Here is a 24832-nt window from a genome sequence, read left to right as displayed (position 1 = left end):
AGTGATTATGCGGTGTAATGGATTTTCGCCGGCAGCGTAGCTCTTACCACCTACAGATATTTTGTACACGGTGTGCAGGCCGGCACATTCGGCCCGCCGACGGTTTCCCATATCAAAGGCTCATCTTCATGCATTACACCCAGCTCAACCCCCTGACAGTTTTGAGCCTCGTACACTTGGCCAGTACGATCAGTAACGGGAGTTTCGCGGCTGCAAATTACCTGGGCACCGCTTTCTGTGGTGAGCAATACGCAGGGTATTTCTGGCTCTGCATCTACCCCGCCAATAATGGGGCTTAAGTGGGTATCGCTGTCGCCAGTATCCCAGCAATCGATCAGGTCGCCGCTTTCACAGTTATCCGTTAGCAAACCCTCGCGCAGCCAACTGCCTGCGGCAACGCACCACGGATCTCTAGGGACCGTAGTGCCGCCGCCATTGCTCGGGGTTGTAATAGGTAACAGCGCCGTCCTGAGTACCCGGATCATCGCAGTACACGTAGTACCTAGTGTTGAAGAACAACCCAGTAATGCTGCCACTGTTGTAATTAACAATGCCGAAATCAAACTGCACCGAGTGCGCGGCAATCGTGATTTTTGCGGTACTGCCATCATCCGAGCCGGACAGCGCGGAACTGGTAGGCAGGCTGGCAATACCAGCTTGAATCATTGGCAGGTTGCGCTAGTCCTGCACTTCCACCACATCGATTTTTACATAATCGATTAAGGTATCGCTCGTTTTAGTCGGGGAATTACAATAATAAATTGGGCAATAAACCGTGCTTTGTCCTGCATCTTGGCCGGGTTGCCAATATGGTTTGCCCCTCTAGCGCCACCGTACTCAGCGTTACCACTAGCATTTCCTTTGACATAGGCCACTAGGGTCTGCCAACTCTGCCCCACTATGTTTAGGCCAGCGGCAAGGACATAGTGCTGGCTACTCATGGTATCTGCACCGGCACATTGCAGCGTTTACCAGTATTATCGTAACCAGCCAAACCCACATATGTGGTGCGATCCGCATCACCTGCGGCATACACATAAACCCGAGCCTCTATCCGGTAAAGCTTACTGGGATCAAAGGGTATTTTCTCTGCGTGATACATCGATACATGATTGATAAGGCGAGCCGCGCCACCACCAACTTTTAGGTAACCGCTGATATAGAAATTCTGGTATCCGCCGGAAAATTAGCTCTTGGGCTTCCGCCTTGGCCCTGTTTAACCGCGCCTATTCCCGCATCGGATCCAGATCGCCAACGGGTTAGGCTGGGCGCTCAAGCTACATTTTCTTAACTAGTGCCTCTTCCCGGTTATCCAGAACGCCGCGCAGAGTGTAGTAATTTTTGTTTCCCTAGAGGGAAGTGGACTCCACCTTCCACTTGTCAAAAGCAGTTGCGGTGATACCTAGCGAATCACACACCTGCCGCTTGTTTAGCCAGTAATCAGGAACGGGGGTGAGTTGGTCATTGCCGGCTTTTTTCCTGCGGCAGAGGCAGCCGTTTGAATCTGTTGTTTTTTTGGGTTTTTGTTTGGTTTCAGCCATGCCCTAGTACCTCAATGACCAACCACCAACCCCCGCCTAAAATGCCTCATAAATAGCGAAACCTCGCGCAGCTGCGGACCCGTACGGCTCAGGGCCCAGGAAGGACCCGCGCGGGTGTGCGGTGCGAGGTGTTCACTTGAGTTTGCGCAGCTAATTGTTGATTGATCGGGTGAGTTCGACGCGGACTCTGCCGCTGGCCTGGCATTCCACAACCTGCTGCAGGCGCTGGCTAATGAATGCACCGCGAGAGCTTGGCCCGGTGATGCCCTTCACTGGTGTACGGCCCTTGCCTTTGCGTGCGCAGACCAGTAGCTGGCTTTGTGGTGCGCTGCCGATCAATGTGTACTTATAGATCTTACTCTTGCCCCAGGCCTTGGCCTTCACGCCTGGCGCTTTGTGTGCGCCACGCTTATTGAGTGCATTGAAGTGGCCCGCCTTACGCTGGTTGGGGCGTACAAAGTTGATAAGGCTTCTTGCTCCCGCTTTCTTTGCATCAATAGCTAAGCGCAGTCGGTCACGCTTAGCCAGGTGTAACTGGTAGGCCTGCCTAATCTCTTTCTGTTTGATGTTGGTCTCGGTTGAGACCTCTTTGATAGCGGCCTGAGCGCACCGCCCTATTGATTGCTTGGCTTGCAGCCTTGGGTATCATGCGGCGTTCCATCTTGCCCAGCTTCTTCTCAAGCTTGGCTAAATCATCTTTGATTGTGATCACGTTGGAACGCGCAACACTTTATCCTTGTCTTTGCTGCCTTAGCTGCTACCAAACCAAAAAGACATAATGCGGGGAATCTCCCCCTTCATAACGCCCAGCAGACAAACGGCGATATCTCGATGTGTCCCATCCAGTGCTGACTCGCCCCCAAATAGAAAAAACAACAGGGCGAAATAACCACCGATAAATAAGACTGACAGCGCCACTTGGGGCAAAAGGCTAGTTTTTGAAGCCAGGCCGCGAGCGCTATCTCTGTCGCGCACCTCCAGCTCAAAAACGTCTATATCTAGTTGACGCATCTGCAGACGAAATTTATTGTCGAGCGCGCGCAACTCCGCCAGCTGCTCCGGGCTACTGCCCAGCACAAAATCGGCAATTTCTTGCTCGCCGGCCAGTCCATCTCCCAGAAGTTTCTCAGCCATAAATTTGACGGCAACCCTAGCAGCGGGGCCACCCAAAGCCATGCCAATGGTGGGGGCAATGGTTTTTACCAGAGCTTTCCATTTCATGCCGTTATTCCAAATAAGGGGCCACCCGGTGCCGGTGGTATGGGGGAGGGAGCACCGGGTGGCGAAAAAAGTTAGGGGGGGTATTGCCGTCTGATTTGTCGCGCTTCTCGCGCATATATCGGTTGTGCTGGTTGCGGGTAATCACCGCATAGATATTCCAAATCAGGCCCAGGCCGGCGATCAGAATGCCAACCACCTGTAACCAATCAACAGGGGTTTGCGTTAGACCAATTCCGGCACCGGTTACGCCTGCACTTCCGGCTACCTGCTCTTTCATTCCACGGCGATCTCCTTCTAACAGGCGAAAAAAAACCGGCCTGGGGTGGACCGGTTAAGAGGATGATATTCGCATTGCTCGTACAGCTCGTTCCCGGTAGAGGCAACAATCGCAACGTGCCCTATTTATACCTCCCAAACGCAAAAGCGCCTAAAACGTGTCACCCCAAAATAGTAATGGGTTAGACTTGGGAGCAAAGCTAACTTATATATTGCACTTAGCCGTTAACCCAACAGCCACCATATATTTGGTTGTAATTTTCAAGACAAAATCAGCCGTATTGACTTAGTCAGCCCTTTAAATCTTGAACGAGTCGTACCAGTACTGGTAGTTAACATACCCCACTTGCACACCATTTAATCTGACTTCTGCCTCAACCGCATTTACTTGTCCATTACCCACCCCACACGATGAGGCCCAATTTTTTAAGCTCATAGTGTGAGATCCACGACGCAAATCGTACGAAAATTGGTAATTTCTTAGGGAGTTAATTGTCAGAATAAATTTCCCATCTACATATAGATCTGCTGTGCAATATCCCCAACCCTTCGCCTTAAATATTGTTTCTACTGTCTCGGGCTCGGGCTCGGGCGAAGCAACTACCACTGGGATATTAATATCCTCATACGGTATTAAAAGAACTTCATCTGCTGAAGCTTTGGCGCTAAAGCATAAGGTTGCGGCTATTGCCACAAAAAGATACTTAGAGTACATAATACTTTCCATTGACTGACGAAAAGTCCAAGCGCGGACTTTTCGTACATATTTCAGTATTCATATTTATAGGGTATTGCATCCAGGTCTTTTCCATTTCATGTAAAAAGAAGCAGATCCAATTCCCCTAAGAGAATATCTATACTCTTAGTCTTTTAGCACGCTTAAATAATTAAGCGTATCAGAAATTGACTGATCTACGCAGGCGCCGTGAGTGCGAAAATTTACTGTCTTTCCTGTGGCGTGCGCATACATAATTGCGCTCAGATATTCCTTGGCCATTGGTCTATCCATGCTGAATGAAATGTAATCACCATTTGCACCATGACATGCAGGTGGATTTTTGACCCCGCCCTCTGGATAGACATAGACAAGTTTCGTGCTATCAACCAGCAAGAAAGAATCTACTTTGGCTATAGTATTGTCCGCAAATGTAACCTGAGAAAAAAGAGCGATTGCAGCAACGGCAAGATACTTAAACATTTAATAACCCTTAAAACTTTATAAAATATAAGAAGCGCGCAATTTATAATCCAACAAAACTATATCGTCAAACTATTTTGGGAAAAAAATCTAATATAAATAAATAATTTGAGACAAATTACCTTTAGCTGGATTGGATTTTAAGCGACTGTAATGCCCCTCATTTATGTACCATTTTCCTAAATTTATTATTCTGTTTCGTTGAAGCTATGACTCTCCTCATAAATGATCATGCCCGCGATGTAATTGATCGCCCCAAGCAATTCAGCCACGCTGCGCTCTAAATTTGGCAAACGACGACTTTCCTGAATCTTTTTGATCGCCTGAAAAGCCATACCTCCATCGGTATCCAATAGCCCGCTAATCGTTTGCATGGGTTGATCTTCGAAGCGCTGCCCATTCGCATGCCGCTCCACCCCCTTACCCCGCGCGGCCTGATCGTATGCCCGCTCTAAAACGCCATACAGGCGCTGATAATTTGGATCATTCAATTCATAAGCTGGACCACCTTCGGAATAGCCGCTCATTTTCCTGCCCTCTTCTTCTCGCTTGTCACTTTAATCTGCTGTTTGTTCTGCACCTTCACCCAACTACGACGGGTACTGTCGGAGGTATTAGGGACTACACGCAGGCACAGACCGGACTGGCCGCGCGGTATCTGTTCAATCTCTCCGCCGCCGGCCAGAAATGCGGCCACCTTGCTATCAATACTCGCCTGCGCCTTGCGCAAGGCCTCAGACTGGGGGCAGTTTGTTGCTGTCATATCGCACCCCCAGGCTAAAACGGAATATCGTCATCAAAGGAATTTTCACCCCCAGCCGGTACAGCTGGCTGATTGGGGGTTTGTTGAGGAGTGGGCAAACCTGCTGCGCCCTGGGGAAAGCTGCCCTGCTCTCCCCTGCCGTCTAGCATCTGCATTTCACTGGCGACGATCTCGGTGGTGTAGCGGTCCTGGCTGGTTTGCTTGTCCTGCCACTTGCGCGTGCGCAGCGAGCCTTCGATATAAACTTTTGAGCCCTTGCGCAAATACTCGCCGGCAATCTCTGCCAGGCGGTTAAAAAACACCACCCGGTGCCACTCGGTGCGCTCCTGGGGCTGGCCGGTTTGCTTATCCTTCCAGCTCTCACTGGTGGCCAGGCTGATATTGGTTACCGCCCCACCGCTGGGCATGTAATTGGTTTCCGGGTCGTTACCCAGATTGCCAATCAAAATAACTTTATTGATTCCCCTAGCCATTACTCGTCCACCTCTTCCCTTAACTCACCGTTAACCACGCGATAAGTGGTCAAGGTGTCGGTGGCTTTATCAAAGACCTGCAGCCAGTAGATAAACGGCTCACTGCTGGCAACTTCTTTTACCCTTGCCTGCGCTGCCTCTTTAGTGGGGTGGGACTCTATAAAATCTTTAGCCCCGCCCATCATTAGATTGTAAGTACCGCTAAATATGGCGAATCTGTTCATTGTTGCTCTCCCTGACTTAAAAAAATTGGTGTGTCCTACGCTGTAGCAGCGCGGCGATATTCGATCGACTGGCCTGGCGGACACGGTAGTCTCTGCGGTAGTCGGCCTTGCAGCGCTTGCAACGGCTGGCACGACCGCAGGGGCTTAGGCGAATAGGGAAAAGGTCCTGGGCTTTCCACTTGCTGCAGCCACCGCAAAAGAACTCCCCGTGCTCAGGGGTTTTACGGCTCACTGGCTCACCCCCATTCCGTCAATCATTCCGTCGATGTTTTACGTTGCGATAGCCGGCCCAAACAACAGGCCAGCGAGAAATAACCGCCCCTTGTGCAGGCGGGATTGATAGGTGCGCAGACTGATGCGCAGATAGCGAGCGCGTGCTCTTTGTCCGTCTAATCCTTCATGCAGCAGTAGCGCACGGGCCTCCACTTTCAGCACCTCGTACAGCTCCGGGCTTTCGCGTTTAATCGCTGCCATGGCCTGTTCTACCGGCGCCGCAATTTCGTCGCTAATACCCAGGCCGTTGCAGGGGTTGCCCCGGCTGGCGTTGGCTAATGCAGTGCGCTGTTTTTGTCTGAGCCGTGAACCACTGCGCGCGGCGTGAACCTCGATGGAACACAACACGCTGCTGCCACTCACCCCGCCCAGATCCAGGGCCGCCGAGCCACAGAGGTAAAGCTCGTCTTCCAGGGCTTCTATCAATTCAGGGCTGATACGCTCCCCCAACTTGCAGCCCCTCAATAGGTCCACAGCCAGGGACGTGGACGCCCCGGGCCTAAGTTGTTACCGCCGATATGAATAAACCGATCTTGTGTGAGGCCGCGCTGGTGTGGGCAAATGGCAGTAAACGGCTGCGGCTGGTTTTTTTGGAGGTGGAACCAGTTGTAAACATGCAGTGATCGCATTAACACGTGCGCAGCGGCACCATGAAGACGTTCTCGCGCTCTCGACGAAGCATATTCGTGAAGAGGAGGTATTAATTGTTCAAGCCAAGACGGAAAAGCAACAGATAAAGTTATGGTCACCCCGGCTAAAAGAGGCCGTTGAAATGGCCCTGTCTACCAATACTCAAACCAAGGTGCAGACTTCCCATATACTAAGAGGCCGTACCGGTCGCGGATATACACGCACTGGCTTCAATGCGGTACGGCAAAGGGAACAGCGCACAGCTCTGGAGAGTGGGGCAATCAAGGAGCGCTTTCGGTTTCATGACCTCAAAATTAAGGCAATCCCCGATTTTGAGGGTGACACTCAACGCTTCTCTGGGCATAAAACAAGGTCTATGGCTGAGCGCTACAATCGCACTCCAGACCACGTAGATACACTCGATAAAACCAGAATTGGCACCAAAGATTGGCACCGCAAGGCCCAAAACGAAAAAACCCGCACTAGGCGAGGTTTTTAGTCCTTGAAAAACAAGGAAGAATCTGGAGCGGCCGACGGGGATCGAATCCGCGAACTCAGGAGCCACAATCAAACCTAAATCTCTGCAACTATCATACATTTACAGACCTTTGTGTGTAAATATCAAGGTGGTTCAGCATCACAATAAACCCCATGATTACTCAGCTTGTCAGTTTTTGACACACTTGAAAGCTGTACACTTACACAGCAACTAGACTGCAATCACCGGTTCTTGATCTCAACGAAGGATATAGGCAAGCAATGTAAACGCCTGCCTATGCCACTTTCCTGTACACTCTCAACACCCAGACATAGTAATCCGCAACCAAACGTTTTGTTGAATCGGTCCTGCGCTTGTATCGCTCCCAAGCTAATTCTGGAGCAGTAACATGTTCTACCGCTATTCATAGTTTACAATTCCGCTAAGTGGCTACGCCGGCACAGAGGTTATTGAATGAAATACTGGTCGATGTATGACTCGCACAAGGCGGCATGGACAAACTTTTCCGAACTGACCGAGCCCCATATCGCTGAAATTATGCTGGGACACAAGCTGTCAGGTAAAATTAGATCCGCTGCTTATAAAAAAGGTATAAGGGATGTTGAATGAATAAAGTACACGTCACATTTTTAATTGGCCTTTTCACTTCAGGTGTGGCCGTTGCGGAAAGTTTTCATGAAGATGTTGGCATTGGGGTTACAAGCCCTCAAGCTACATTACACATTAAAGATTCAGGAACAACTAATCCAGCAATTCTTATTTCTGGTGCCAGCTCTGAAGAAGGTGATATAGCAGTTCTGAATAATGACACATTGCAAATTGGCAATTGGATAGATTCCACTGAAACTTATATTGAGTGGCTATCGATTGACACTTCAAATGTTAACCCCTCTGCCAATAATAACTATGCGGATGAAACCACAAAGACCAGAATGAAACTTATTGGCGACAACAGTCATTCAACCATATTTCATTATTCAGGCTATGACTCTGGCATATCTATAATAGAGAGAAAAAAGAACGAGGACAATTGTGAGTCGGATAAGGAGGAGGATAGGGAGAAATGTTATTACATCCCTTATCGAGAAGAACTTGCATTGAAAGCGCATTCTGACAGCGTTAGCGATGATAGTAATGGGGCCGGCGCTCACTTTTACGGAGATATGGATAGCCAGCATGCCGGTTGGATTGGTTTTTTTACAGGAGGCAAGACAAGGCTGAGTATAAATCAGCAAGGGCGAGTAGGTATAGGTTCTAAAAATCTCCTTGTGGATTATGAAAATCATTATAAAGGACGCTTTAATATCATTATTGATGATGAAAAAGAACAAGAAAAGGCAGAAGAAAATAAAGATGAGCCTGCACTTTATATCGAAAGAGATGATTCCACTAAAGGTTATATTGCATGGAAGCCTGAGAAAGATCTCACGATGGGAACATGGGAAGCTTCAGCCGAATCAGTAGATGCCGACCTAAGTATTGATGGTGATTTCAATGAAATCGTAAGAATTACGTCTACAGGAAATTTTTCGGTTCAAAATCCTATTAAAAATGATGATTCACCGGGGTATATACAATTAGATACTTCAGAAGGAACTCCTCCTGACTCTGATTGTAATAGCTCATCAGATGTAGGCCGCATGACAATGCACAAATATGATTCGTTGCTATATGTTTGCGCATCATCAGGCTGGAAAAGCTTGCCCCTCTAAGAAGTCAACAATTAAAGATTATTAGTTATACCTTTAAATCAGGTGAGCCATAAACCTCACCTGATTTAGGCGTTACTTGCTAAAAGTTAAACTTCCACAGTCGCTTCAAGTCACCACCCTAGGGAAATCCCCCACCGAGTGGTATAGGCAGGCGATGTAAAGGCCTGCCGCATCTTCCATTTCTTCTGAATGCCTTCAGCCCCCAGGAATAGAGTCCCCCGTCCAAACTTGCGGTTGATGCTATCAATGGCTTGCATAGTCTCCCTAGCCCTTGCCGATTGGCCTGGTGTGAATAGATCACCTTGCCCTAGCGCGTGCGGGATAATCTCGACAAGCCCCACTCCTGCATTCATAAAGCGGCACCCTGACCGGTACAGGCCAGCAACAGCCTTTCTCACCAGCCGCACGATTATTCGCGTATCGTCGGTAGGGTATAGTGTCCGCACAACTGTGCTGCGGCTGTAGTAGTTGGGCTCATGGGGCGAGGTATGCAGAAACACATGAATCGACTTTACGAGCGATTTCTGAGCCCGTAGCTTCTCCGCCGCCCTGCTTGCGTACAAGGTAGCAGCCTGCAGTATCGGCTGTAAGTCGGTGAGCTTTTCACCAAAGGAGCGGGTGCAATAGATCTGTTTCTTCGCCGGGGGGCTCTTCCTCCAAGCCAAGGCAGGGAACCCCGTTCAACTCCTCAATCGTTCGCTCAATGTTCACATTGATATGGCGGCGCAATATTTTCGGATTGGCCTGCGCCAGGTCATAGGCTGTCTGTATGCCAAAATCCGCCAAGCGCTTGGATAGTCGCCACCCTATGCCCCAGACGTCATTAACGGCGGTACGGCGCTGAATCCATTACCACTTTTCTGGTGTATCCAGAGCGCAAACCCCATCACACTTGGGGATTTTCATTGCTGCTCTGTTGGCTAACAAAGTACCACTTCGTGCAGATTCCATTTCCTCCCTTTATTGCCAGACTTTATGCTCAACTTCCACTGGAGTTTCGACGGCATATCCATAGGGTTGTAGAGAGCAGCTATGGAAGACTCGGCGATAACATTCGCGGCACGAGCCGGAGCTGCAAAGCGGCGGAGGTCCAGCAAATACGCAGTATTTGCGATCGTGCCCGCACTTATTATGTGTGATTACGATTAGCCTTAACTTTATACATGACAACATGAGTTAAGCTACGTACGAATACTACGATAGCAAAGACCAAGATTGAAATACCTAACGCAGCACTATCACCTACTATACCTGAATCATAAGCCGGATTACTTTCGCGCTCCGCCTGCAAGAAAAACATAAGCCACAATAAAAACCATACGGCAGCAGAATAGATCAGTAGTTTTTTACCCCAAGGCAATACTAACGGGGAAAATACTATCACCGATAGAAGGCCCAATACGAAAAGTGCCATAAAATCCTCTTACACATAACGTCGTGCCAACCGGCGAATTGTAGTTGCTTTTGATTTTTGCCATTTAAGTACAAATTAAAAGCAACGGAAATGGAGCAACCATAGTCACTTGTTAGATGACGCTTTCTGGAGAAGAACTTCATTGACTTTACACTCAGTTGCTGGCTGTATTTTGTTACAAGTTATTTGATATTTTTGCATAGGGCCACTATCAACAAGTGCGTATGACTCCCCTTTTGCTAAAAGAAACCATGTATCATCCTTTTTTGCACAAACAGACCATGGAAAGAAACTATGAGCCATAATCACAGAAGTGAAATTAAATTGCTGAAGCGGTGCTAGGTAAAATTCTCCTTGAGCATTTGTAGTTGTTTCGGCACTTTTACCCTCACAGTGATCCGAATCATTCCCTGATATGACATGAATTGGCAGATTATTTGCTGGTACTCCATTCTCCTTTACCTCTCCTGTCATTTCAGGGGTCAGATTACTGTAATGGGGCATTGGTACACATCCAGTCATGATTAATGCTAGAACTATGATTACACTCCGCACTTTAGTCACCTAACGCCCCGCGTAGGGGCAGACAAATAAGCACAGCGTTTTGGCTGTCCCAGCGATTAACGGGAGCGATTGCTGCGGCTTGTTATGTGTTTGGGTAGAATACAAGGCAACTACCATCGTGAAGAGCACTTTCGTAAAAACCCCTAAACCCTCTATGAAGATCAGAATTTAAAGCCTCGACTTTTAGGCTGTTACCTTTTAGATCGCTGACACCCACAAAGCCGAAGTTAGCAATTTCGAGTGTGGCGGCCTCGAAATAAACTGCATCTTCGGTTTGCCGAAGAAAAAGAAGACAGTCGTGACTATCTCCTTTCTCGGGAGGACTCCAGTTGTATTTCGATTCTCCTGAGTACGTACCGTTAAAACCGTAGAGATATACTTTCTTCATCGTTTACACATAACGCCGCAAGCAAAGGCGTACGAAGTGCGTCCAGCCCGCAGGGCGATTTTGCCTTGCCTTGTTAGAAGTTGTTACTTGCATTGAATTGGTTTTAGAACCTCTTCGCCATATAGTACTTCATATTGTCCAGGTTTATCTGTATCAACCACCTCTATGAGCGGTTCTGCCATATACAGACAAAATTGATGCTTGTTATCTATGAATACGGGCAATTTTTCTGGATTTTCAAATTTAGCGAAACCGCCACTCACCAATGGTTTTAGCTGAGCAGCATCAAACCCAACTGACAATTTGCTTTTAGTATTATTCTTTATTGCTAGATCAATACACGCAATAGCCTCTGTAAAAGGCAACATAAACAAAACTGGAGCTATTCTATGTATTTTCATAATTGACTTCTAACGCCAAGCTAAGCGGCGCGCGTTAGCGCGTCCTTGTTTGAGCGCCTTGTTATGCGTATATGGCACGAAGCTCATTCACCACGCCTTTATATTCTTTGCCCACCAAGCCAAGGCTTTGATGAAAACGAAAACCTGACTTTTTGATTTGAGCAGCGTCAAGTGCCTGGCCGGCATGATTCGCTGCCTGCTCGTTGTTACCGCTATCCGCGGAAATGATTGCCTTTGCAGCATGCCACCGAAAATGATCGACGGGAAACATTACCCGCCCCTGATGCTCATCTAGGGCTTCGTTGGCAGACTGATACAAGTCAGTAAGCTTATACTCCACGATGAGCATTGGGTAGAGAATATATGCTTCGGTTTTTAGATTTGGAAATACCGACTCTCGCTCTAAGGCCTTAATTAAAGAGTTGATTGCATTTTTGATTTGACCTTTAGCGATATATGCAGTCGCCATATCACAGTAAGCCTGAGCATGATCGAAGTCATCTTTTAGCTGGAAGTATTGTTCTAGTAGTGAAAGTGCAACATCAGGCTCTGTGCTGGCAATGGTACAAGCCTGGATCCGCAAATACTGTTCTTTTCGGCGAGCACGCTTAAGCTTCTCGAAGAACATGCTTTCAATTTCTTCACTCCACTCTTCGTTCCTATACCAATCTTCATTACTCACTCGGTACTTCCTTTACGCATAACGCCCTGCTAAAGGGCCGAAGTGAAGACGAACGTTTTTGTGTAGCGTAGCGTTAACCCAAAAACGAGCGCCGAAACGGAGGTTCAAGCCGCAACGCGGCTTAACTTTGAGCGGCTTGTTATGCATATATATGAATGAATTCCCTTACACACAAATAAAAGCTTACTAAAAACACAATAAGAACCACTAGGCTAAACCTAGCAACGTTAATTTCTACTGCTGAATTACCAATTTTGGTAGGTAAGAATATAGCTTTAGCGAAAGCAGAAAAAAATACGGATATCGAACCTGAGCTATGCGTGGTTCTTGTATTCGATTTATTTAAAGATATTTTCAGCAAATAACCAAGTCCACCGAGCCAGATAACTGAGGCTATAGAACTAACAACAAAATAGAAAATCAACATTCTTCCCCAAAAGATGCATAATGCCCGGCTAAAAGGCGCGCCGATAGGCGCGTCCAGCGGAACGAAGTGGAGCGGTTTTTGAGTCGCTTGTTATGAATTTCTACTACCATTGGCCTCTTCTGCCTGATCGGCAGGGCATTCTATTTCTGTAAGTACGAATGATGGAACCATGTTGCCAACAATCGGAATTACTACTGCACCTAGAGCCGCTTTATTAGGGCTACCCTTCAAACACGCTGTCTCGTTCGGTTTTAGCTCTATTTCTATCGAAGAAGACGGGCTAGCATCAGCCTTAGCTTGAATGGTATGAATACCTGAATTCATCTTGACTGAACCATACTGCCCACTCCTCAGCCTGAGGAAATATTTGTCTGATTCGCCAACATACATGCTTATTGCTCCATTCTGAAATGCAGATTCCCGAAATACTTTTAGCTCTGATATTTCGGAACCTTCAGTGACCAATTTCAAGCCAGTGGAAAGGCTAGTACAACCCGTTGCGAGAACAGAAATCCCTATCAAAAGTTTCTTCATAAAACACATCTATATTTTCCTCTGTATTCATAACGCCTCAGTATGCGGCGAGCGTAGCGAGTCCGGCGGAAGGCTGCAAGCCTGGAGCGCACATCACTGACTTGTTAGGCATTTTCTGCGATCATTTGGCAAAACACATCTGGATCCCAGGTCTTTTTATCGGAAACTTGGCCGTCACCTAGTTCTACTAACCGTAACACACCATCAGACCTTTGAATTACATCGACTGAGTAAAATGGTGCCGCATGAATTTTTGATATCTCTGAGACCAAATCAGGCACATTTCCATCAGCTGAATATGCCCTTCCATTTAGAACGAAATATCTTTGCTCGGTTTCTGGGAGATACTCCTCAACTCTTCTTAGTGATATACCTCCCTCGATCTCTCCTCTGTGCTCTTTAATAAGACTTACAATCTCTAGCACTTCAGATGGTGAATTAGCTATCGAACCACGCTCGTTATAGTTCGACTTTACAAAGTCCTTAACGAAGAAACGCCCCCAACCTAAATCATCGGCTAATTTCTCTAAATCCTTTTCTGAATCAGAAAAAATGGTTTCTGGTGTTAATTTTTTACAACTCTCATACCAGCAGGGTAAATGGTGTGAGCGAATAAAGCTTTGAGGCGGGGTGAGCATTTTTCCACCTTTACGCTCCACCATTGATGTGAGTTTTTCATAGACGGACGGTTTCATCATCCATCCACGATATAAAATAAGCTCTCCCTTATTTAATTGCGGTTTTGGGCGAAACTCATCAAATTCAACTGAGTCGTAATCAAATAGGGAGCAATCGACTCCCCTAGACTTGAGTGAAAGATACTCATCCCTAAAGGGGCCGTCAGCTTGCTTTTCGCCTAATGGATCAGCCGGAAATATTATTCTCATACTCATTTACTGCCTAACGCCCAAAGCAGTGGGCGCTTTAGCGGTCCGACTGCCTTTGCTTGTTAACCCTTTCATCCTTCAATGCACTTTCATAAGCTGAAACCCAGATCTGCTTTTCTAAATTCGCCATATAATGCTTTTGAAACTCATCTATCCCGCTAATCCAGGCGTGAATTCTTAGAGGTTCTTTGGCTGTAGCCTTAATAGTAAACCACATCGATACCGGTGAATACGTTATCTCTTCTATTTCGCTCCACTTATATTCTCTGAGCCCTCGCCATCCTGATGTTCCTGCAATGCCACCGGCTTTCAGGGTGATCTTTACCGTAAAAAATTCAATATAAAAATAAGCTGTAAAGATAAAAGCTGCCGAGAATAGCCAAATAACTGCTCGCGCATCTGACTCTGTCTTTATTGGAACGAAGATAAGAGTAAGAAATAAACCACCTATAGATATAATGGAAAGGGCGAGACCGGCACCTCTAATTGAATTCGCATACGTAAGAAAAACATCCCCATTCTCCATAGAGATTGGCTTGGCATTCTTTGAGGCTCCAAGCATCAGCACAAGTACAAAACCAGCAATTGCTGAAATCAACACATAATTCACTCAATACTCCTCTGGGTTAACGCTTTGCTAAGGGGCGTTTTTAGTTGTTTTGATTTGTGTTATTTAAGCACAAATTGAAGCAACTAAAAATACGTCCCACTTGCGCAACTTGTTACGCGTTCGGACATTTAACACCGCTACAAAACTCTTGCACACCGGATGAAAGACTACTTACGCCACATTGCTCTTGAAGCCGATTTTCCATTTCAATAATAAATGGATAAATTGTGTCTATTGCTTCCTGCGGTGGGTAACAGTTTAAACAACCGTACCCATGCCTGAATTCTACCTCACCATTGTACGATTCGACGAAATAAAAGTCGTTTTCAATGCCTTTGTAAGTGTACCAGTAGCGATGAATTACATTCGCCTTCTCAATGCCATGGAGAGTCAATGGTCTTCCTCCGCTCTCTGTGACGTACTCTATTTCTGTGAGGCCTTCAATGGACTTGGCTGAAGTGATGACGCACTCACTGGCAGGCACAGGTTCGAAGTAGGCGACCCTGGTGACACCTCGTATAGTGTCACATCCTATGGCAAAGACAGCCGAAATTAAGATCACTACAAGCTTCATTGCAATAGTTCGCATAACGCCCCGCACGGGAGCAGACAAATAAGCGCAGCGTTTTGGCTGTCCCAGCGACCAACGGGAGCGATTGCTGCGGCTTGTTAACTGCGATCATCCTCAGATGCAACCGCATTGAATATTTTGGCTAGCTCAGAACAGACGGACATAGGTACTCCCGTAGTTAGCAATGCTCCTTCTTGGAAACAGATATTGCCAGCTTTCTCACCACCCTCGCAGTAGAATGCCACCCCTACACCAGAAAATATTACTTCTTCATGAGTAAATGGATTGACTCCCTTTCTATCCGGGGCTTGCTCAAGAAGTTCATGTTTAGAAATAACCTCGCTCCACAGATCAAGATCGATTCCTTCAGTATCTTTGACAATCTTGCCGAAGTCCATCAACTCTCCTTAGCAGTTAACGCTGCCCACAAAGGCGGGCGCTTTTCAGCGCGTCCTTTTGCTGGGCCTGGTTATGTGCTTGACTTTCCATTGGAACTACCTATTTTCAGTTTATAGCATTGACGCTAAAGATCTTTGCATCGGTCTGGCGTTATCTATTTTGATTCCGGGTTTGATACTTTCTTTTTTTTCCAAATATTCCTGCCCAGAATAGGCCCTCGAAAGTTACCCCGAGAATGACAAAGAATATGCCTCCTACGGGAACACCGAAGACATAGCAAGCTACTGCTGTAAAGAAGCAAGCGACAATGAGTACTACCCTAAATATCACGTTCATTAAATATTTCTCTTTCTAATTTTTTAGGAGCACATAACGCTCGCAATAACCGGCCGGAGCTGCACAGCAGCGGAGGTCTGAGTTAATTGCCTTGTTCTGTGCTACTTGCACATGGGTACTTAGTGTAAAAAGCTTTTCGGACTAAATCAGCAACACCTGCGACACCACTTTCACGATACTTAGTAACAGTTTCAGGATTATTGTTGATGTATTCGACAACCACACTAACCATCTCTTTATTTGAAATATCTTGCTCAGGAAGACAAGTCAGAGGATTGTCAGAGTTACCATCAAAAAAATCTACTCCTTCCACGATGCCTGAGATAAAGCCGAAACAAAATCCTACACCAATCAAATCTGCCTCATTTGGAACCCTAGACTTCAATAAATAAATCGAGCTGTAAGCCTTACATCCGTTGACTAAAGTATCGAAGTTACCAGCAGCAATTGAGCTATGAGACATTAAAACAAGTACCAAAGCTAAAAATACATTCTTAAATCTCATATCAGAACTCTCAATTGCACAGAACGCCTGGCGCAACGGCGAAGCACATAGTGCTGAGTCCGACAGCCAAAAGCTGCGTATTGCCGCCACTTGTTATGAGTTTTTGCCATTTTCATAGTGATAATGCTCTTGAGAAGCTGATGTAAAGCTGGCAATGAATTTTGATGATGACTGATGTTCTTTTTTAGGCTCAAAATACTGGTTTTCAATTGCCCAGTCATATGCTGATTGATTAAGCGGATAAAGCGTAAGCATTCCTGTTAATTCATTTTCTGATATCCATTGCTCTGCCTTGGGGAGATCACTAAATACAGCCGAAGTGTACCTCGCAGACTCTCCATGAAATACGTATATCTTATCTTTCATCCGAATACTCATTTTTACACATAACGCCCGCAACAGGGGCGACCAATGCTATGCACATTTTGTGCGAAACTGGGAGCGCAGCGATCCGCACAAAATGTGCATAGCGTTAGGCGTCCCGCGGGGACCCGAAGGGCCGGAGCATCCTGCTTGCGTTTGTTATGCATTTAGCATGCCACTTCACGAATCTCTTCAATTGCAGGTAACCCAGAAAAAATGCCGACTAGCCCAGACACATAGGTAGTCTTACCAATACACCCTTCCATCTCTAAGTGAACGCTGCCATTTCTAATTGCTGTGTCGGAGAATAATAGTAAACTCAATATGTTAGCTGGAGGCTGTGTCTGTAAATTAATATGATCTTTTGACGGGATTAATACTAAAACATTGCCTCTAGGCGGTTTGTACATATAACCGACAACTTGAACATGCTTGCCATAGTAATTTTCAAACATACCGACAACCATAGGCACATCTCCTCGCATAAACCCGCCGAACGGCTTATTACTACAAGCGGTCAGCCCCAAGAGAACTAGTAGTAGTATTGATTTAGTATTTCTCATGAATTCATAACGCCACCGGCAGGGGCAGCTTACCTTGTGCGCGTTTTGCGCGAAAATGGGAGCGAAGCGACCTGTGCAAAAGGTGCACAAAGCAAGCTGTCCCGCGGAGGGCCGCAGGCCCGGAGCAAATTGCCCGGCCTTGTTATGCTAGCGAACCTCGAAAATATAAAGTTTCTTGGGCTTACCTTCCATAGGGACCCAAACCTCTTTGACTCCTTTAAAGTCCAAGACTAAATCTGCCTCTTCCAATATGCTTTGGCCTTGAATGAGCCCATCCCAGTAAACTCCACCACAGGTCCAGTAAAATGGTGCTTCTTTTTCAGGGATATTTACTACTAATTCGCCACTTTCCGGCCTGGTGATACTTAATTCGTGTTCTTTGAATGCAGCCGCGGAAATGAAATTCTTTCCTTCAATACTCATAATTTCAGGAAGTTCTATTTCCCTCACCTCTTGGGACGCACAACCGCCAATGGTAATCAAAATTATTGCGAGAAATATACGATTCATTTCATTCCTACTTGAGCATAACGCTTTGCTAAGGGGCAGCCGAAACGCAGTGTAGGCTGTCCCACGGAGGCCGCGCTTTTTAAGGCCGGAGTGAACTTGAGCAACTTGTTATGAGTTTTCGTCAAGGTGCCACCCTACGATATCACCAACATCATCGTAGACGTTGTAAATAACCTCGCAGTCGCAGAAACCGCCGTGCTCACCAAGCCAGGGAACAACCACCTTTGGGTCTATCTGTTTAGACTTTAGAAATGCAACTGTCTCTTTGAGAGTGTGATCGCATTCTGGAGCAGATTCACGGTTTAAAAAGGAAAGTAAATCCTTTAACTCGTCAATCTCCATAGGGATAGACACACAAATCTCATCTTGCTCATTCTGTCTGTACTGAGCCTTTAATCTCTTTTTCTGCTCTTTATCCATACTTAAGACTCATAACGCCTTTAGCTGCGGCCGTAGTGCAGGCGCGAAGCGCCGAAACGGAGGTCCAGCCCCGAAGGGGCGATGCTGCCTAAACTTGTTAAATACTGGTGGCACATAGCCAGCTACTCCACTCGTTTTTCTATGATTTCAGAAATGCACTCTGTGCCGCAAATTTTGCAACTACCGCTAATATACTTGCGGCCATTTTCAACGTACAACTCTGGGTTAACGATGCCGAGATCTGCTTCGTTGCACTTGTCGCACCAAGAGTCATTGAGGCAAATATCTCTCTCAATTTCTGGCAGCGTACTTAAATCGATAATTTCTCTCATTTTATCTCTGGCATTTAACAGTTTATTAATGAGCCAGTGGCTCACTATCCATTTGGCCACTATTTCTGGGAGGGAGCCTCCAAGCTCCGCAGAAAAGCCTTTATTTACAGCAGGTTATAAACTATTGCCTAAATAACAACCAGAGATAGTGAGCCATCGGCTCAAGTCGTCTGGTTCGACCTCCCGCTCTTGAACACATTTTACCCATAATTAAATCAATAAGTTAGGGGGACTTTCTGTAGATGTAAGCCATGGCTCTATAATTCGAGCTTTCGCACCGGCAATACGCCCACTTCAATACTGAAAACCACAGCCAGTATCACCCACTCGGTATCGACATCGCCGCAATCGAGTTATGCACAGCTAAGCGGTTGGCCACCTCAACAATACAACTCGCTACTAAATCAGCAGCGTGATCAGCAACGTTTACCGGCTGGCCTGCATCGGTCTGCAGAGTCTTGGTGGTTACATCAACACTGGACATTAGATCACCGGCACCATCAGTTTGTACTGTGTTTTGGTTGTCGATTACGGCAATCGTACATTTAAGTACTGCAGCAGCCTGATCATCGCTATTAGTGGGCTCTGTGGTCTGGGTTACCGTTGCACGCACAATAGTGCCGGCACTGTGGCCGTCGTCGATGGTGTAGGCGAACTGCCAAGCCTAGCACTGTAATCGGGGAAAAACTGGGCATTATCTATTCCTTTGCTTAATCAGATTTATGTACGCCGTTATGGGTGATGATGCGGTGCTGGGGATCGATACCGGCGGCATAGCTCTTGCCACCTACAGAGACCTTGTACACGGTACGCAGGCCAGCGCATTCGACCCGCTCGACCCGCTCGACATGCTCCCAGGTGAGCGGCTCCTATTCATGCAAAACCACCAGCTCAACGCCCTGGCAGTGCTGCGCCTCGTAGACCCGCCCTGCACGGTCGGTAACGGGGGTTTCACGGCTGCAAATTACCTGGGCACCGCTTGTTGTGGTGAGCAATACGCAGGGTATTTCTGGCTCTGCATCTACCCCGCCAATAATGGGGCTTAGATGGGTTTCCTCGTCGCCGGTATCCCAGCAATCGATCAGGTCTCCGCTTTCGCAGTTTTCCGCAAGTAAACCTTCGCGCAGCCAACTGCCTGCGGCAACACACCAAGGATCTCTAGGGACCGTAGTGCCACCACCATTGCTCGGGGTTTTAATGGTTCCTACATTTCGGCGCCAGGTGTTACCGGCCAGCTGGTAAATGTTGGTAGTTGCGTAATAGGTCACCGCACCGCCCTGAGTGCCTGGATCATCGCAGTACACGTAGTACCTAGTGTTGAAGGACAACCCAGTAATGCTGCCACTGTTGTAATTAACAATGCCGAAACCAAACTGCACCGAATGCGCGGCAATCGTGATTTTTGCGGTACTGCCATCATCTGAGCCGGACAGCGCGGAACTGGTAGGCAGGCTGGCAATACCAGATTGAATCATCGGCAGATTGCGCTGGTCCTCCACTTCCACCACATCGATTTTTATATAATCGATTAAGGTATCACCCGTTTTAGCCGGATAATTGCAATAAAAAATTGGGGTAATAAAACGGACATTCGCCTGCATCGTGGCTGGGTTGCCAATATGGTTCGCTCCTCTAGCGCCACTGTATTCAGCATTGCCACTAGCGTTGCCTTTAACATAGGCCACCTGCGTCTGCCAACTCTGCCCCACTATGTTTAAGTTGGACGCAAGGATGTAATGCTGACTGCTAAATGTCTCGGCACCGCTAGCATTACAAATGCTTGCCAGCACCATCATAACCAGCCAAACCTGCATACATGGTGCGATCCGCATCACCGGAAACCCCACCGGGTGCTTTCAGCGATGACAACATGCCGGCAATCTGCACCCCTTGAGTGATAGCGCCGGCGATCATTGGAATATTTTGTGGAAAACCGATCTCAGAAGCCTTGGCAATATTCTTTACTAGCGAAACCCCAGTAGAGAAAACAGCCATAGCCATTTCAGCTTTTGCCGCTTTTTGGTTGTAGGCAGCGGCTGCAGACAAGATCTGCCCGGCACCGGCAGTAAACATTTTCAGCTCGCTTTTGTTGGAAGCCTGCTCAAGCTTTTCGCGCTACTTTCGATGTTTGTTTTCTAAAAGGGTGAGTTTGCGTTCATATTCATCATGAGCGAATATTTTGCTGGCATAGGCCTGATCCAGTAGGGCCATTTCTTCATCCTGCTGAACCTGTAATTGTTCCATCTCGGTAAGCCAGGAAAGCTGCAGGGTTTCCAGACGGGCCACCATGCGCTGACGTTCTGCATCTGTAAGGCCATCGGCGCCAGCTTGGTTACCGCCGCCCTCACCCCTGCTCTTCAGCCAGGGCCATTTGATAGCGTGCTTTCTCGCGCTCAGCATATTCAGCCCTCAATGCCTCGGTAGATTCGAAACCTCGCTTTCTAAGTTCTTGTTCAGAAATTTGTAACGCGGCTATTTGTTGCAGCCGCTGCTCATGGTCGAGTTGAATCTTGCCACTCTGGTCGGCGAGAAATTGATCCAGCTGACTCAACTGCAGAGAGCCCGCATCTTGTTGACGCTTCAATTCAGCTGCAGCGCGGTCAATTTCTGCCTGCTCCCTGGCCGTCGCTGCTGCTTCTGCCGCTTTTTTCTGATCCTCCCGCCGCGCCATTGCCGCTTTTAGATCGGCATCTTTCATTTCTGCAGCTGCACACGGTATTTTTCTACCCAGTAACTCTGCTGTTCAATCTGGGCCGTTACGCCTTGAGCGGTCGCTTTCTCCAATAGCTTCTGATGCGCGACATACTTATCTTGCAGCTCGAAATATTTATCTGCGCTCTTCTCGGCTTCCGTTGGCATCAACACGGTGCGCCACCTGCTCACAGTGTCGGCGACAAAACCCACACTCTTGGAGGCCTCCTCGGTCCTGCCCATTGCCTCCAGAAACTCTTGCCAGTTCTGGCTTAGAGTATCGACCTGCCCGGCAAGCCCGCCCGCCTCACCGGAGCCAGCCCCACCTACCTGTTGTGCCAGCTTGGCCAGGATGAAGCGCTGCGTTTCGGCAACTTGGCCACTCGCCTGCATGGTCCTGATCTGTTCTTTTTCTGTCTCGGTAAACGAGACACCAGAACGCTTCAGTGCTGTCAGGCCGCTAGCTGGGTCTTCCAGCGCCTTACCAAGTTGTAACGCTGCACTTTTGGCATCGCCACCCATTACTGCTGCCAGGTCTTGCGATAGCACAATGGCTTGGTCAAACACGTCGGTTTGCACTGACTTAAAGGTAAGCAGCACACCCTGCGCATCGCGGATACCGGAAACGCTCGCCAGGGTATTACGAGCCACCGAGCGCGCCTGCTCATCCAACTCCTGGGCAGTGCGTCCACTGGCATTACCTGTGGCCCTTAACAGCGCCTCAATCTTGAGCTGTTGCCGCTCCATCGCTTCAGCAGCCCGGATGCTCTTGTAAAAAACAGCGGTAACACCAGCCACCCCGGCACCAAGCAGTACCCAGCTGGCCGCACCAGTGGTCAGCAGACCATTGAGCGCACCGACTCGACCGGAAACCCCACTTAAGGGGCCATCAATCGCGGCGACGCCCTGAGCAGCACCGCGCATCGAGCGACCAAACATATCACCAGCGGCACTGGTGGACTTTATCTCGCAGGTGAGCTGCTTATTGCGTGCGGCGGCCTGGGCCATCTCCCGCTTATATTGAGTGGAGCGCAGCTCCAGGTTTGCCACCATGGTGGCCATGGAAGTTTGTTTTGCCATTGCTCAGCTCATGGAGTTCCAGATTGCGATTTGTTGCTGCACGGTTTTTGGCTTGTGCGGCTGAGGTAGGAAGTTAGAGACTTTGCCACCCAGTGTGCCGGCGGCAATGTGGGCTAGCTGCCACTGCTGGACTTCGGTATTTAGGGGACGCTCAGAGTGATATTCATACCAGTGGTCGAACTCGGTAGAACTCATGGAGCGCAACATATTGAAATAGTCGGGACGGTTAAAATCCCGCGCGAGCTGCCGGGCAAAGAGGAAGCCCGGCACTAACCTTTTTTTTCGTTGTCCTCGCTCTCTGGTTCGCCGCTCTCTCTTTCAGTGGATGCTTCTACATAGAGACCAGATAACTTGGTCGCAGGTACATAAAGCACATCAATTAGCTTAGGGGTAACGCTGCGGATCAATCCCTGATGAATATCTTCCAGTGATTCCTGACAATCCGGCTTCATCCAAATCGCATAGGCAACCAGTAGCAATTTCTTGCTCACCTCTCCCAGCTGGAAAGCCCAAAGCTGACCGAAGTTTTCCAGTTCAGTTTCCGGCAGCTCTTCATTCTGTGGCAGTGGAATATCTTCGGTGGTCTTTTGCATGTATTCACAGCGGTGGTAAGCGCTCAGCTCAAACAGCTCTACTTTCTGCTGGCCAAATAAAACAGTTTCGGATTCTAAAATAGGCGCAGGAATAGAATTCATGATTGACCACCTGCCGTTACCGAAGGCTTGCCGGAAATTTTGAACTTCACGGTGCGGGTAATCTTGTCATCCTTGGGCACCGCCTTACCCCAGCCGGTAATGTGGGCGATTAATTCCACCGTTGTACCTTCGGGATACTCGATTTTGTAATGTTTATTGGTATCGGAGTCGTAATCAGCACGCAGGGCCTGCTGGCCACTATCACTCTCTTTCCAGATCAAGGTAATGGAGACCTCACCGGCATCACGTAAGCCAAAAGGGTCGTAATCCATATACCCGCTGGTACCATCAATCGGGGTCATCTCAACAGAACCGCGCGACTCCTCGCCGGGGTCGATATCCAACATGCCCGCCACTGGCGTATAGGAGTTGCCATCATCGCTGCGGGAAAATTTTGTTTTATAACCTTGTGCCATCGTTGTGCCTTCTGTGGGTTGCTCAATTAAAGGTCTGTGGGTTCGGTGGAATACTGGACGCTGTAGGTAAGCCGCACCTCGCCCAGCGGGTGATCTTGATCGAGCGCAAACTGGGTTTGGCTGAGTAGGAATAAGTCACAGGTGCTGCCCAAAGTGGAATCCTGCAATGTGCTCTCAATATCTACAGCTGCCTGATCCAGTGCGACATAAATGTCTCCGCTGCTCTTCACCACAGCGGCAATAGTGAGATCTAATTGCCGACTGGTGCCGCCGTCCATTTGGTGGTCGATCGGTTCATTCGCAAAGCCCACAATAATCGCCGGTAACTTTTCCGGGCAGATACTCTCTGTGGTACCGGCCGGGGGGAAGTTGTAGCAGGATAGAGTTTTTAGCTTACTTAGTACCGCATCGCGGATGGTGATGCGTTGGGTCATTGGGATGGCTCCAGGAATTTCGGGCATAAAAAAACCCGCTGGTGCGGGTTTGAAAAAACTACTGTGGTTTTAACTAGCTATCTTTTTGATATCGACGATTCAAATAGCTATGTAAAGAAAATTAAAATTTACTCTTTCACACAACCGTTAAGACTCGCATTCTCTACCTTTTCGCCTTTCTTACCATCAGTAATATCGTAGATGGAGACGAGGCAAAAATGACGAACTGGAAATATATCCGCTTCATAGTGTTTATTACTCTCTAGGCTCATAGCCTCAGTGCCTCTACAGATTGTTCTACCTGATTTATTCACATGAAGCACAATACTTTTGTTAGCTTGAACATATACATTTTCGCTATCCAAATAGCTTTCAGCCCTTACAGTTCTAAAGTTGACAGCACAACCTTTCTCGTTTAGCTCACTTAGCTTGTATAAAGTATTGTCATCTTTTGGCAATTTCAATTTAGTCAAATTACTATTTTGAGGTGGCTTATACGTTACAAGGACAGAATTACAACCCACAACGGAGAGTGAAATTATAATAAGGAAAAATTTTTTCATATCTACAGAAAGTTACCACTTTTAAAACTTGAACACACAACGCCCGCCGCAAAGGCGAGCAACTTGTTGCGAGTCGAGCACACATAAGGAAGCTTCTTTATAACATTTTAAGAGGAGCACATAAAACACAATTTATAGTCACGTGTTAAATGCCGACGAGCCACCGTGCCCCGACCTCAAAAGCCCCGAAAGTTACTATCCAATATGAAGATACAAACGAGACCAATACTACCGTCA

The 24832-nt window shown here is 47.6% G+C and carries 45 protein-coding genes; 3 read left to right on the top strand and 42 right to left on the bottom strand.

Annotation, left to right across the window (positions count from 1 at the left end):
* Positions 1-50: 50 nt before the first annotated feature.
* From ACJJIP_RS07850 to ACJJIP_RS07780, 15 genes are all read right to left on the bottom strand, one after another.
* A complete protein-coding gene (locus ACJJIP_RS07850) occupies positions 51-485 on the bottom strand; it encodes a hypothetical protein (protein ID WP_444946596.1) in 435 nt (144 codons plus the stop codon).
* Positions 412-666, bottom strand: a complete 255-nt coding sequence (locus tag ACJJIP_RS07845) for a hypothetical protein (protein WP_444946595.1) — start codon at positions 664-666, stop codon at positions 412-414. The genes ACJJIP_RS07850 and ACJJIP_RS07845 overlap by 74 nt, the downstream gene beginning before the upstream one ends.
* Positions 667-719: 53 nt before the next feature.
* Positions 720-941 (bottom strand): hypothetical protein, encoded by a 222-nt coding sequence (locus ACJJIP_RS07840; RefSeq protein WP_444946594.1) that lies wholly within the window; start codon positions 939-941, stop codon positions 720-722.
* Complete coding sequence (locus ACJJIP_RS07835; protein WP_444946593.1) at positions 938-1102, bottom strand: hypothetical protein; 165 nt, start codon at positions 1100-1102, stop codon at positions 938-940. The genes ACJJIP_RS07840 and ACJJIP_RS07835 overlap by 4 nt, the downstream gene beginning before the upstream one ends.
* A 247-nt stretch (positions 1103-1349) precedes the next feature.
* A complete protein-coding gene (locus tag ACJJIP_RS07830; RefSeq protein ID WP_444946592.1) occupies positions 1350-1541 on the bottom strand; it encodes a hypothetical protein in 192 nt (63 codons plus the stop codon).
* A 150-nt stretch (positions 1542-1691) separates the two neighbouring features.
* Positions 1692-2093 (bottom strand): hypothetical protein, encoded by a 402-nt coding sequence (locus ACJJIP_RS07825; protein WP_444946914.1) that lies wholly within the window; start codon positions 2091-2093, stop codon positions 1692-1694.
* 198 nt (positions 2094-2291) lie between these two features.
* On the bottom strand, positions 2292-2762 hold the full coding sequence (locus tag ACJJIP_RS07820; protein WP_444946591.1) for a hypothetical protein: 471 nt from the start codon (positions 2760-2762) through the stop codon (positions 2292-2294).
* A 4-nt stretch (positions 2763-2766) separates the two neighbouring features.
* Complete coding sequence (locus tag ACJJIP_RS07815) at positions 2767-3039, bottom strand: hypothetical protein (protein WP_444946590.1); 273 nt, start codon at positions 3037-3039, stop codon at positions 2767-2769.
* Between the two features lie 861 nt (positions 3040-3900).
* A complete protein-coding gene (locus tag ACJJIP_RS07810) occupies positions 3901-4236 on the bottom strand; it encodes a hypothetical protein (RefSeq protein WP_444946589.1) in 336 nt (111 codons plus the stop codon).
* A gap of 188 nt (positions 4237-4424) precedes the next feature.
* Positions 4425-4763, bottom strand: a complete 339-nt coding sequence (locus tag ACJJIP_RS07805) for a hypothetical protein (protein WP_444946588.1) — start codon at positions 4761-4763, stop codon at positions 4425-4427.
* Entirely contained in the window at positions 4760-4999 is a 240-nt protein-coding gene (locus tag ACJJIP_RS07800; RefSeq protein ID WP_444946587.1) for a hypothetical protein, read from the bottom strand. Before ACJJIP_RS07800 ends, ACJJIP_RS07805 begins: the two co-directional genes overlap by 4 nt.
* Before the next feature lie 14 nt (positions 5000-5013).
* On the bottom strand, positions 5014-5472 hold the full coding sequence (ssb, locus tag ACJJIP_RS07795) for a single-stranded DNA-binding protein (protein WP_444946586.1): 459 nt from the start codon (positions 5470-5472) through the stop codon (positions 5014-5016).
* Positions 5472-5696, bottom strand: a complete 225-nt coding sequence (locus ACJJIP_RS07790) for a hypothetical protein (RefSeq protein WP_444946585.1) — start codon at positions 5694-5696, stop codon at positions 5472-5474. The genes ssb and ACJJIP_RS07790 overlap by 1 nt, the downstream gene beginning before the upstream one ends.
* A gap of 16 nt (positions 5697-5712) precedes the next feature.
* On the bottom strand, positions 5713-5928 hold the full coding sequence (locus tag ACJJIP_RS07785) for a hypothetical protein (protein ID WP_444946584.1): 216 nt from the start codon (positions 5926-5928) through the stop codon (positions 5713-5715).
* Between the two features lie 38 nt (positions 5929-5966).
* Positions 5967-6419 (bottom strand): hypothetical protein, encoded by a 453-nt coding sequence (locus tag ACJJIP_RS07780; RefSeq protein WP_444946583.1) that lies wholly within the window; start codon positions 6417-6419, stop codon positions 5967-5969.
* 169 nt (positions 6420-6588) lie between these two features.
* Here ACJJIP_RS07780 and ACJJIP_RS07775 point away from each other — a divergent pair, with 169 nt between their 5' ends.
* On the top strand, positions 6589-7098 hold the full coding sequence (locus tag ACJJIP_RS07775) for a site-specific integrase (RefSeq protein WP_444946582.1): 510 nt from the start codon (positions 6589-6591) through the stop codon (positions 7096-7098).
* A gap of 605 nt (positions 7099-7703) precedes the next feature.
* Positions 7704-8810, top strand: coding sequence for a hypothetical protein (locus ACJJIP_RS07770; RefSeq protein ID WP_353376452.1), 1107 nt, complete (start codon positions 7704-7706; stop codon positions 8808-8810).
* Between the two features lie 110 nt (positions 8811-8920).
* On the opposite strand, the gene ACJJIP_RS07765 is transcribed toward ACJJIP_RS07770, so the two are convergent.
* The 9 genes from ACJJIP_RS07765 to ACJJIP_RS07725 form a co-directional block, all read right to left on the bottom strand.
* Positions 8921-9475: a DUF4113 domain-containing protein gene (locus tag ACJJIP_RS07765; protein ID WP_353376453.1), complete on the bottom strand. Its 555-nt coding sequence runs from the start codon at positions 9473-9475 to the stop codon at positions 8921-8923.
* Between the two features lie 464 nt (positions 9476-9939).
* A complete protein-coding gene (locus ACJJIP_RS07760) occupies positions 9940-10224 on the bottom strand; it encodes a hypothetical protein (protein WP_353376454.1) in 285 nt (94 codons plus the stop codon).
* A 105-nt stretch (positions 10225-10329) separates the two neighbouring features.
* Positions 10330-10728 carry a hypothetical protein gene (locus ACJJIP_RS07755; RefSeq protein ID WP_353376455.1) on the bottom strand — a complete coding sequence of 133 codons (399 nt, stop codon included), beginning with the start codon at positions 10726-10728 and terminating at the stop codon, positions 10330-10332.
* Positions 10729-10870: 142 nt separating this feature from the next.
* Positions 10871-11176 (bottom strand): hypothetical protein, encoded by a 306-nt coding sequence (locus ACJJIP_RS07750; RefSeq protein ID WP_353376457.1) that lies wholly within the window; start codon positions 11174-11176, stop codon positions 10871-10873.
* A gap of 83 nt (positions 11177-11259) precedes the next feature.
* Positions 11260-11577 carry a hypothetical protein gene (locus ACJJIP_RS07745; protein WP_353376458.1) on the bottom strand — a complete coding sequence of 106 codons (318 nt, stop codon included), beginning with the start codon at positions 11575-11577 and terminating at the stop codon, positions 11260-11262.
* Positions 11578-11638: 61 nt separating this feature from the next.
* Positions 11639-12259 carry a hypothetical protein gene (locus tag ACJJIP_RS07740; RefSeq protein WP_353376459.1) on the bottom strand — a complete coding sequence of 207 codons (621 nt, stop codon included), beginning with the start codon at positions 12257-12259 and terminating at the stop codon, positions 11639-11641.
* A 517-nt stretch (positions 12260-12776) separates the two neighbouring features.
* The gene (locus ACJJIP_RS07735) at positions 12777-13220 is read right to left on the bottom strand and encodes a hypothetical protein (protein ID WP_444946581.1); all 444 of its coding nucleotides are present in this window, start codon (positions 13218-13220) and stop codon (positions 12777-12779) included.
* A gap of 104 nt (positions 13221-13324) precedes the next feature.
* Positions 13325-14113: an ATP-grasp domain-containing protein gene (locus ACJJIP_RS07730; protein WP_353376461.1), complete on the bottom strand. Its 789-nt coding sequence runs from the start codon at positions 14111-14113 to the stop codon at positions 13325-13327.
* Between the two features lie 31 nt (positions 14114-14144).
* Positions 14145-14717, bottom strand: a complete 573-nt coding sequence (locus ACJJIP_RS07725; protein ID WP_353376462.1) for a hypothetical protein — start codon at positions 14715-14717, stop codon at positions 14145-14147.
* Between the two features lie 274 nt (positions 14718-14991).
* Between ACJJIP_RS07725 and ACJJIP_RS07720 the strand changes: the two genes are divergently transcribed.
* Positions 14992-15174: a hypothetical protein gene (locus tag ACJJIP_RS07720; RefSeq protein ID WP_169337089.1), complete on the top strand. Its 183-nt coding sequence runs from the start codon at positions 14992-14994 to the stop codon at positions 15172-15174.
* A gap of 212 nt (positions 15175-15386) precedes the next feature.
* Here the strand turns inward: ACJJIP_RS07720 and ACJJIP_RS07715 are convergent, their stop codons facing one another.
* The 18 genes from ACJJIP_RS07715 to ACJJIP_RS07630 all read right to left on the bottom strand — a co-directional run bounded on the left by ACJJIP_RS07715 (position 15387) and on the right by ACJJIP_RS07630 (position 24595).
* Positions 15387-15686 (bottom strand): hypothetical protein, encoded by a 300-nt coding sequence (locus ACJJIP_RS07715; RefSeq protein ID WP_020411273.1) that lies wholly within the window; start codon positions 15684-15686, stop codon positions 15387-15389.
* A gap of 419 nt (positions 15687-16105) precedes the next feature.
* Positions 16106-16528 (bottom strand): Rap1a/Tai family immunity protein, encoded by a 423-nt coding sequence (locus ACJJIP_RS07710; protein WP_353376463.1) that lies wholly within the window; start codon positions 16526-16528, stop codon positions 16106-16108.
* Positions 16529-16621: 93 nt separating this feature from the next.
* Complete coding sequence (locus tag ACJJIP_RS07705) at positions 16622-16894, bottom strand: DUF7710 domain-containing protein (protein ID WP_020411276.1); 273 nt, start codon at positions 16892-16894, stop codon at positions 16622-16624.
* 164 nt (positions 16895-17058) lie between these two features.
* Positions 17059-17358: a hypothetical protein gene (locus tag ACJJIP_RS07700; RefSeq protein WP_353376464.1), complete on the bottom strand. Its 300-nt coding sequence runs from the start codon at positions 17356-17358 to the stop codon at positions 17059-17061.
* A gap of 243 nt (positions 17359-17601) precedes the next feature.
* Positions 17602-17964, bottom strand: coding sequence for a hypothetical protein (locus tag ACJJIP_RS07695; protein ID WP_353376465.1), 363 nt, complete (start codon positions 17962-17964; stop codon positions 17602-17604).
* Positions 17965-18072: 108 nt separating this feature from the next.
* The gene (locus ACJJIP_RS07690) at positions 18073-18384 is read right to left on the bottom strand and encodes a DUF2695 domain-containing protein (protein WP_444946580.1); all 312 of its coding nucleotides are present in this window, start codon (positions 18382-18384) and stop codon (positions 18073-18075) included.
* Between the two features lie 122 nt (positions 18385-18506).
* Complete coding sequence (locus tag ACJJIP_RS07685) at positions 18507-18716, bottom strand: hypothetical protein (protein ID WP_353376467.1); 210 nt, start codon at positions 18714-18716, stop codon at positions 18507-18509.
* A 319-nt stretch (positions 18717-19035) separates the two neighbouring features.
* Positions 19036-19329: a hypothetical protein gene (locus ACJJIP_RS07680; RefSeq protein ID WP_444946579.1), complete on the bottom strand. Its 294-nt coding sequence runs from the start codon at positions 19327-19329 to the stop codon at positions 19036-19038.
* Between the two features lie 256 nt (positions 19330-19585).
* Positions 19586-20551 (bottom strand): hypothetical protein, encoded by a 966-nt coding sequence (locus ACJJIP_RS07675; RefSeq protein WP_444946578.1) that lies wholly within the window; start codon positions 20549-20551, stop codon positions 19586-19588.
* Entirely contained in the window at positions 20487-20789 is a 303-nt protein-coding gene (locus tag ACJJIP_RS07670; RefSeq protein WP_444946577.1) for a hypothetical protein, read from the bottom strand. The genes ACJJIP_RS07675 and ACJJIP_RS07670 overlap by 65 nt, the downstream gene beginning before the upstream one ends.
* Before the next feature lie 42 nt (positions 20790-20831).
* A complete protein-coding gene (locus ACJJIP_RS07665; protein ID WP_444946576.1) occupies positions 20832-21116 on the bottom strand; it encodes a hypothetical protein in 285 nt (94 codons plus the stop codon).
* Positions 21061-21414 carry a hypothetical protein gene (locus ACJJIP_RS07660; protein ID WP_444946575.1) on the bottom strand — a complete coding sequence of 118 codons (354 nt, stop codon included), beginning with the start codon at positions 21412-21414 and terminating at the stop codon, positions 21061-21063. The genes ACJJIP_RS07665 and ACJJIP_RS07660 overlap by 56 nt, the downstream gene beginning before the upstream one ends.
* On the bottom strand, positions 21411-22487 hold the full coding sequence (locus ACJJIP_RS07655) for a phage tail length tape measure family protein (protein ID WP_444946574.1): 1077 nt from the start codon (positions 22485-22487) through the stop codon (positions 21411-21413). Before ACJJIP_RS07655 ends, ACJJIP_RS07660 begins: the two co-directional genes overlap by 4 nt.
* A gap of 3 nt (positions 22488-22490) precedes the next feature.
* Positions 22491-22757 (bottom strand): hypothetical protein, encoded by a 267-nt coding sequence (locus ACJJIP_RS07650; RefSeq protein ID WP_444946573.1) that lies wholly within the window; start codon positions 22755-22757, stop codon positions 22491-22493.
* Complete coding sequence (locus ACJJIP_RS07645) at positions 22757-23182, bottom strand: phage minor tail protein domain-containing protein (RefSeq protein WP_353376473.1); 426 nt, start codon at positions 23180-23182, stop codon at positions 22757-22759. The genes ACJJIP_RS07650 and ACJJIP_RS07645 overlap by 1 nt, the downstream gene beginning before the upstream one ends.
* On the bottom strand, positions 23179-23598 hold the full coding sequence (locus ACJJIP_RS07640; RefSeq protein WP_353376474.1) for a phage tail tube protein: 420 nt from the start codon (positions 23596-23598) through the stop codon (positions 23179-23181). Before ACJJIP_RS07640 ends, ACJJIP_RS07645 begins: the two co-directional genes overlap by 4 nt.
* A gap of 26 nt (positions 23599-23624) precedes the next feature.
* On the bottom strand, positions 23625-24032 hold the full coding sequence (gene gpU, locus ACJJIP_RS07635) for a phage tail terminator protein (protein ID WP_353376475.1): 408 nt from the start codon (positions 24030-24032) through the stop codon (positions 23625-23627).
* A gap of 128 nt (positions 24033-24160) precedes the next feature.
* Positions 24161-24595, bottom strand: coding sequence for a hypothetical protein (locus tag ACJJIP_RS07630; RefSeq protein ID WP_444946572.1), 435 nt, complete (start codon positions 24593-24595; stop codon positions 24161-24163).
* Positions 24596-24832 lie beyond the last annotated feature (237 nt).

Source organism: Microbulbifer variabilis (assembly GCF_052467165.1).
Note: the sequence above shows the minus strand (reverse complement) of the source record. Positions and strands in the feature narration are given on the sequence as shown.